Below are 7,249 nucleotides of genomic sequence, written 5' to 3'. Positions count from 1 at the left end.
CACGGCTGCAAAAACAGGTACAAACTCTGTAAAACTTACCAACTTCGGGCAAGCAAGCGGTCAAATCGATGAGTTAATTTCAGGACCAATTGATTTGTCGAGCATCACTTCGGGAACAGGTGGTGTTAGTTTGTCGTTCAGATATGCATACAGAAAGAAAACTTCTACAAGTACGGACTTACTGAAAGTATTTGCTTCATCCAACTGCGGAGAAACATGGGATATCCGCAAGACATTAACTGCGGCGACCATGTCGGGGAACTCAACTGCAGCTTCTGCATGGACACCAACCCCGGCTGACTGGATTACAGTTCACGTTACCAACATTACGAGTACTTACTGGAATGACAATTTCCGTTGTAAATTCCAGTTGACGTCTGGTGACGGAAACAACATCTATATCGATGATATCAACATCTATTCCGGAGCACCTTCTGAAAGTCCGGTTGTAGCAGGTTTGGAAGATTTGGGAAGCGTTGCAGACATCAACCTGTTCCCGAACCCAACAGACAATGAATTACATATTTCATTCAACTCACAGAATGGAAACAACGAGATCAAATTCTATGTAACAGATCTAACACAGCATCAATGCAAACGAAGGAAATAACCTGGTTTATATTACAACCGAATATCTTTCAGCCGGAACTTACCTGATCCAAATGATTGATGGAACAAGTCAGAGAACACTGACTTTCGTGAAAAAGTAGGAACCAGCCACGGCTGGTGATTTGACAAGCGTTAGTGCAGTTTTTAAACTGAAACCAAATAGAAACCCCCTGACGAGCAATCATCAGGGGGTTTCGCTTTAATATAACTATCTCTAAAAGCCGCGCGCTTTTTTGATCTTATCAATAAAATCTTCCAGCTGTTTTTTATCCGCGAAGTAAACTGCGATATTTGTTTCCTTAAACGTTTGAGCTCCTGATTTCTCATAAACAGTAGCGTTCACTTTATCAAGATCAGTTAAAATGGTGCACGAATACATCTCGCCATATTTATCGAAATGTTCGATTTTAAATACATTATCTGTTACAACCTTTACCGAAACCTTCCTAACAGTTAACTCGCGAATTGTTCCGTCAGTTCTTTTTGTCAAAACGGTAGCATACATATCATCACCAACTATTTTCTGGTGATATTCCAAAACAGTTCCGTTTATTTCCATTAAAAAACACTTGGGTCCCTGGACGGTGATCTGTTTTCCGTTATAATTAATTACTTCCTGAGCAGTCAGGTTATTCAGGCTCATTAGAAAGATGCCAAAAAGCATCATTTTTTGTTTCGTTAGAATCATAAATTGTGTTGTTTGTAGTAATTTATTTTATCGCTTAGATGGTTCATTTATCGTTCAGCTCGGCTCTTATCGTTTTAATTTCACATTATCCGCTACCGCGGATATTTTTTCGGAAGCAGTGCTTCCTTTATTTAATATATATCTCCCCTTCTTCTACCAAAGGCTCTCCGTTCATTCTCAAAAATAACTGAATTAATGCAATTACATCCTTTTCACAATAGATCCGGATCCGGTTTAAATCTCTTTCTTCGTAATAAACCCGTGCAACATCTGCTCCCGAAATATCATCTTTCGGAGTAGGAATTTTAAAAATATGGCACAGTAAAGCCAAACTGGTGTAAGCTTTGTAATCTCCGAACTTCCAGAGTTCCATCGTATCCAGATGCTGAATTTCCCAGGGTTTTTTACCTGCCAGGTTCAATACATTCGGTAAACCGATACCATGGATCAACAATCTCCGGCAGATGAAAGGAATATCGAACTCTTTTGAATTGTGGCCGCACAGTACATGTCGCGGAGTATTGTAGTTATTCTCCAAAAGACGCACAAATTGTTTCAACAAAGTTTCTTCATCATCGTGCGCAAAAGAAGTCATTCGAATAGATCTCCCTGTTACAGATTCATGCACAAATCCGACCGAAATACAAACGATCTTCCCAAACTCGGCATAAATGCCTGCTTTTTCGTTGTAAACATCTGCTTTTGTTTTTTCTTCAGTCAGATAGCGCGCGTTTTTTGCGTCAAATAATTTGGTGGTTTCCAAATCTAAATCAGTGTAGTGGTAAACTTCAGGAACAGTTTCAATATCCAAAAAAAGAATCTTGTCCAGTTGGCTCAAATCAAGCATAAAATTTTCGTTTTCCATTTAAGTTATGTAAATATATCATTTCCGCACAAGCATTTTTTCTGTTTTTTTTCAGAATAAATTCATTTTTCGATCTTAAGGAATAGTATTCCTTATTTTTGTACTTCATGGCAGAAGAATTATTTATAGCACAATCAACAAAGAAGGAAAAGTATACCACTTTGCTTCCCCAGGTTCAGGCAATTTGTACCGGTGAACCAAATCTGGTTGCCAATTTGGCTAATGTTGCTTCCGCACTAAAAATGACCTTCGACTTTTTTTGGGTAGGTTTTTACCTTGTGGAAAAAGATGAATTGGTACTCGGACCTTTCCAGGGACCTATTGCCTGCACCCGGATTGCTTACGGAAAAGGTGTTTGCGGTTCTTCATGGAAACAAAACGAAACACTTGTGGTACCGGATGTAGATGCTTTCCCCGGACATATTGCATGTTCCAGCGAAAGTAAAAGTGAAATCGTAGTGCCTATTCGAAAAGACGGTCAGGTTATTGCTATCCTGGATGTCGACAGCAATGCATTAAACGATTTTGACGAGATTGATGCAACACATTTAAATAAACTTTGCGAATGGCTCGGTACTCACTGTTTTTAGGAATATTACTTCTTCTTTTTGGCTGTGCCGAAATTGTTCCTCTTACGGGCGGACCATCCGATAACCAGGCAGCACTTCCGGTAGAGGGGACTCAAAACCCGGAGCAGGGAGCCTTGCAGGTAAATCAAAACGAATTGAATGTAAAATTCAACGAATATTTCACACTGAACGACCCGGCCAATACCGTGGTTATGAATCCGAATGCCGGAAAATTGGAAGTCACTTCAAACAAACGGGAACTATCCATTAAATGGGACGGACCACTCCAGACAAATACCACATACATCATTCAAATGAACGGAACAATCCGGGATCTGAATGAAAAAAATGACACGATACACCAGTTCGTATTCTCAACCGGAAATCAAATCGATTCATTGAAAATCCGGGGAGTTATTACCGACGGTTTTTCAAATAAACCTTCAACAGCTTTTACGGTCGGGTTATACGATTCAGTAAAAGATCCATATAAAGATGCTCCGGCCTATATCTGCAAAAGCAATGACAAAGGTGAATTTGAATTTTCTTATTTAAAACCTGGTCAATACCAGTTATTTGCTTTTTTTGATTCAAATAAAGACCGCCTGCCCTCGATCGGAGAAGATATTGCCTACTCCACCAAATTAATCTCCAGTAAAGACAGTACTTTTTCTCACATACTTACTTCAAAACCTAAAAGTCCTTTAAAGCAATTACAGGTGAAAATTCTCAATCCAGGAACTTTTTATGCATCGGGCAAAGAAATCAGCGAATCTAATTTAAGCCTTAATTCACAACCCGTCCAACTCATTAAACGATTCGCTTCGGATTCCGTTTTATTTGCACTTCCAAACAGCCCAAACGAGATCTACACATTCATCGATGGCCCTGATACCATTACCAAAATAATCTCGCTGAAGGACCGGAACAAAAATTTTTCCGTGTTAAATAAGGTTCATAAAAGCGCCTGGACACTTGGTGATACACTTTTGTTCGAAACCAATGAACTCATTGATCAAATAGATACTTCCCTGATAATTCTTGAAGACAAAACAAAATTGAGGATGAAATATGACTTCCTTTTTTCAGGAAACCAGGTCCGGATCATTCCAAAAACTCCCATTTCATTTGATCTGATCGTGGATTTCAAGATGGGTGCCTTAAAAGGCAAAACCAACATAAATGATTCGATCAAAGTAGAACTGAAAACCTACAGAACTTCAGACCTGAGTAATTTAAAACTGAACGTTGAAAGCATGAAAGGCCGCTGGATCATTCAACTAATGGATGGTACAACTGCAATTCGTACTTTTTTAAAAACCGATACCGATTCGATCATTAACTGGACCAATTTAGTTCCCGTCGTTTATCAAATCCGCTGCATAAAAGATGTGAACGGGAATGGAAAATGGGACGCCGGTAATTGGGCTTTAAAATCACAACCGGAACGAGTAGTACGCTTTGAGCTTAAGTCCAAACTCAGACCAAACTGGGATATTGAAGAAACCCTTGATTTAGAAACCCATGAGTGATTCCTTTGAAAAGGCCTTTAGTAAATGGAAGATTTATCTCGCTTTGCTGATTGGAATTTCAATTTCGGGAGGAATACTTATTTACAGTTTTACGCGATCTGAATTTCACGAAGTGGAACAAGGAAAAGGTGATTTCATCTGGAAAGACACTAACCACAACAAACAGATCGATTATTCGAACAACGATGAGTTTATTGCTGATTCAAAGGGAAACTTCCAAAAAAAGTCTGCCTACCAGGTACTTTCTGATGTTTCCTGGAACAACGGCACCTTTTTTTGGATCTTTTTGGCCTTGCTGGCAATGGTTGGAAGAGATGTCGGATACATGATCCGCATCCGGATTTTGACTAAAAAACAGCTAAGCTGGAGGCAATCCTTTCATGTTATTATGCTATGGGAATTTGCGTCTGCATTGGCTCCGGGTGTCATGAGTGGCGCCGCTGTTGCTATGTTTATTTTGAATCGCGAAAAGATCGCACTGGGGAAAGCAACTGCAATTGTGATTCTGACGGCATTTCTGGACAATCTTTTTTATGTCATCATCATCCCGGTTCTCTTCCTTTTCATTCCTTCAGGGAAATTATTTCCAAGCGCAGGAAATGAATCCATGATGGCAGTTTTCTGGACAGGGTTTTCCGTTTTCGCCCTTCTTTGCCTCGTTTTGTTCTCAAGCATTGTCCTTTATCCGAAACTGGTTTTCAAACTACTTACCTTCATTACCAAAATCCCGTTTCTAAAACGTTTCAGGCCAGGTGCTGAAAAAACAGGCAACGACGTAAGTGCAACAGCGGTCGAAATGAAGAAAGAACCGTTTTCATTTTGGTTAAAGGCATTTGGTGCAACTGTTTTCTCCTGGTCATCCCGTTTTTTGGTGATCAACTTTATCATGCAAGCCTTTTTGAATCTTGGATTCCTCCAGCAAACACAGATATTTACCAAACAATTTGTTTTGTGGATGTTCCTGAGAATTTCTCCAACCCCCGGCGGGAGTGGTGTTGCCGAATGGGCATTCGGCGAATTACTGTCCGAATTCAGTGCAAGCATCATTCTTTTGGGAACGATGGCAGTGCTATGGCGTTTAATCTCCTATTTCCCTTATTTGATCATCGGGTCGATCATTCTTCCGCGCTGGCTGGCAAAACAGAAAAAAACCAAGGACTAAATCGTTTCAAAGCAATCTGAAAAAATGGTTGTATTCCGGATATTATTGCTATCTTTGCGCTCTTAAAACGGTCAAAATCATGTCTTACGGCGTCAAAATTTTTGCGGGAAGAGCATCGAAAGTGCTTGCAGACCAAATAGCTACCAAGTTTGGTGCTACATTGGGTGATGTAAAGGTTACTGAGTTCAGTGATGGTGAATTTCAACCATCGTTTGAAGAAACGGTGCGTGGTCAGGACGTATTTATTGTTCAATCTACCATGCCTCCTACGGAGAACATCTTCGAATTGTTGTTAATGGTAGACGCAGCGAAACGTGCTTCGGCGCGTAAAATTATTGCTGTGATCCCGTATTTCGGATTTGCACGCCAGGACCGTAAAGATAAACCCAGAGTTGCCATCGGAGCAAAACTGATCGCAAACATGTTAATGGCTGCGGGTGTTGACCGTGTCATGACCATGGATTTACACGCTGATCAGATCCAAGGTTTCTTTGAAGTTCCTGTTGATCATTTATTTGCCTCAACTTTGTTCTTCAACGAAATGAAGGCTTTAGACAATGGAAACCTGATTATGGCTGCACCGGATGCAGGTGGTGCAAAACGCGCCAATGCATATGCTAAGAAATTAGATACCGGATTAGCAATTTGCCACAAACACCGCAAGAAAGCAAACGAAATTGCAGAAATGACTGTAATCGGGGATGTTGCCGGAAAAGATGTGATCTTAATAGATGATATGTGCGATACAGCAGGAACTTTAACAAAAGCCGCTGAATTATTCATTGAAAAAGGAGCAAAAAGTGTTCGTGCATTCTGTACACATGCAGTGTTGTCAGGGCCTGCGTTTGAACGCATCAATAATTCAAAATTAACGGAGCTGATCGTAACAGATACAATCCCGTTAAAAGAAAAAAGTGACAAGATTCGTGTTATTACCGTAGCAGATTTGTTCGCAGATGTGATCGATCGCCTGGTTAAAAACGAATCCATTAGTACACATTTTATAATCTCATAAAAATTAAGAGTCTGCCACGGTGGACGATAACTAATCCGCCGCGGCGGATAAAATAAAACAAATAAATAACAAACATGAAAGTAGCACAATTGAGCGGTTCGCCTCGCGCGAACGTAGGGAAGAAGGATGCTAAAGCTTTGAGAGATGCTGGTTTAGTACCATGCGTTCTTTACGGACAAGGTACACAGACACATTTCTCTCTTCCAGACATTAAGGTTGAAAAATTGATTTTCAATCCGGATGTATTTAAAATTGAATTGGATATTGAAGGCAAAAAAGCCAACGCAATTATTCAGGAGATTCAACAAAATCCTATCACGGATAAAGTAATGCACATTGACTTCTTGGAATTAGATGCTAAGAAGCCGGTTAAAGTGGCATTGCCAGTTCGTTTGACAGGTGCTTCTCGCGGTGTATTGGCCGGAGGTCGTTTGATGCAGGTTTTCCGTCGTTTACGCGTAGTTGGTCTTCCAACAGATTTGCCTGAAGCAATCGTAATTGATATTACTAAGTTGCGTATCGGACAATCTGTTCGTGTGAAAGATTTGGAAACGGATGGTTTAACTATCTCTGAAGCTAAAAACGCAGTAGTTGTATCTGTTAAAATGGCTCGTGGAGCATCTAAAGCTGCAGAAGCTGATGATGAAGACGAAGATTAAGATTCTATTTGAACTTTAAACAAGAGGGGACGCGAAAAATCGCGCCCCCTCTTTGTTTTTAATGCTTAAAAGTCAGATCCAATAAAAAAGCCATCTCTACTTTAACGCGAAGATGGCATAACTAACATTAGATTTAGGAAGTAGGCTCTA

At 40.2% G+C, this 7,249-nt stretch carries 7 protein-coding genes and 1 pseudogene; 6 read left to right on the top strand and 2 right to left on the bottom strand.

The window, feature by feature from the left end; all coding sequences use genetic code 11:
* Positions 1-610: pseudogene (locus K0S23_RS13765) on the top strand (hypothetical protein); the annotation flags it as partial.
* Between the two features lie 213 nt (positions 611-823).
* Here K0S23_RS13765 and K0S23_RS13760 read toward each other — a convergent pair.
* Both K0S23_RS13760 and K0S23_RS13755 read right to left on the bottom strand, forming a co-directional pair.
* Positions 824-1,297, bottom strand: a complete 474-nt coding sequence (locus tag K0S23_RS13760) for a hypothetical protein (RefSeq protein WP_300358446.1) — start codon at positions 1,295-1,297, stop codon at positions 824-826.
* A 127-nt stretch (positions 1,298-1,424) separates the two neighbouring features.
* Entirely contained in the window at positions 1,425-2,144 is a 720-nt protein-coding gene (locus K0S23_RS13755; RefSeq protein WP_300358455.1) for a 3'-5' exonuclease, read from the bottom strand.
* 125 nt (positions 2,145-2,269) lie between these two features.
* Between K0S23_RS13755 and K0S23_RS13750 the strand changes: the two genes are divergently transcribed.
* The 5 genes from K0S23_RS13750 (at position 2,270) to K0S23_RS13730 (ending at position 7,099) form a co-directional block, all read left to right on the top strand.
* Positions 2,270-2,752 (top strand): GAF domain-containing protein, encoded by a 483-nt coding sequence (locus K0S23_RS13750; protein ID WP_300358444.1) that lies wholly within the window; start codon positions 2,270-2,272, stop codon positions 2,750-2,752.
* Positions 2,728-4,263 carry an Ig-like domain-containing protein gene (locus K0S23_RS13745; protein ID WP_300358442.1) on the top strand — a complete coding sequence of 512 codons (1,536 nt, stop codon included), beginning with the start codon at positions 2,728-2,730 and terminating at the stop codon, positions 4,261-4,263. Before K0S23_RS13750 ends, K0S23_RS13745 begins: the two co-directional genes overlap by 25 nt.
* Complete coding sequence (locus K0S23_RS13740) at positions 4,256-5,425, top strand: lysylphosphatidylglycerol synthase transmembrane domain-containing protein (RefSeq protein ID WP_300358439.1); 1,170 nt, start codon at positions 4,256-4,258, stop codon at positions 5,423-5,425. The genes K0S23_RS13745 and K0S23_RS13740 overlap by 8 nt, the downstream gene beginning before the upstream one ends.
* A 79-nt stretch (positions 5,426-5,504) precedes the next feature.
* Positions 5,505-6,440 (top strand): ribose-phosphate pyrophosphokinase, encoded by a 936-nt coding sequence (locus K0S23_RS13735; protein WP_300358437.1) that lies wholly within the window; start codon positions 5,505-5,507, stop codon positions 6,438-6,440.
* A 74-nt stretch (positions 6,441-6,514) separates the two neighbouring features.
* Positions 6,515-7,099: a 50S ribosomal protein L25/general stress protein Ctc gene (locus K0S23_RS13730; protein ID WP_300358435.1), complete on the top strand. Its 585-nt coding sequence runs from the start codon at positions 6,515-6,517 to the stop codon at positions 7,097-7,099.
* Positions 7,100-7,249: the final 150 nt, after the last annotated feature.

Origin of the sequence: Fluviicola sp. (assembly GCF_029266855.1) — a bacterium.
Classification (GTDB): domain Bacteria; phylum Bacteroidota; class Bacteroidia; order Flavobacteriales_D; family Crocinitomicaceae; genus Fluviicola.
The sequence above is the reverse complement of the archived record's forward strand: the minus strand, read 5'-3'. Positions and strand labels throughout refer to the sequence as shown.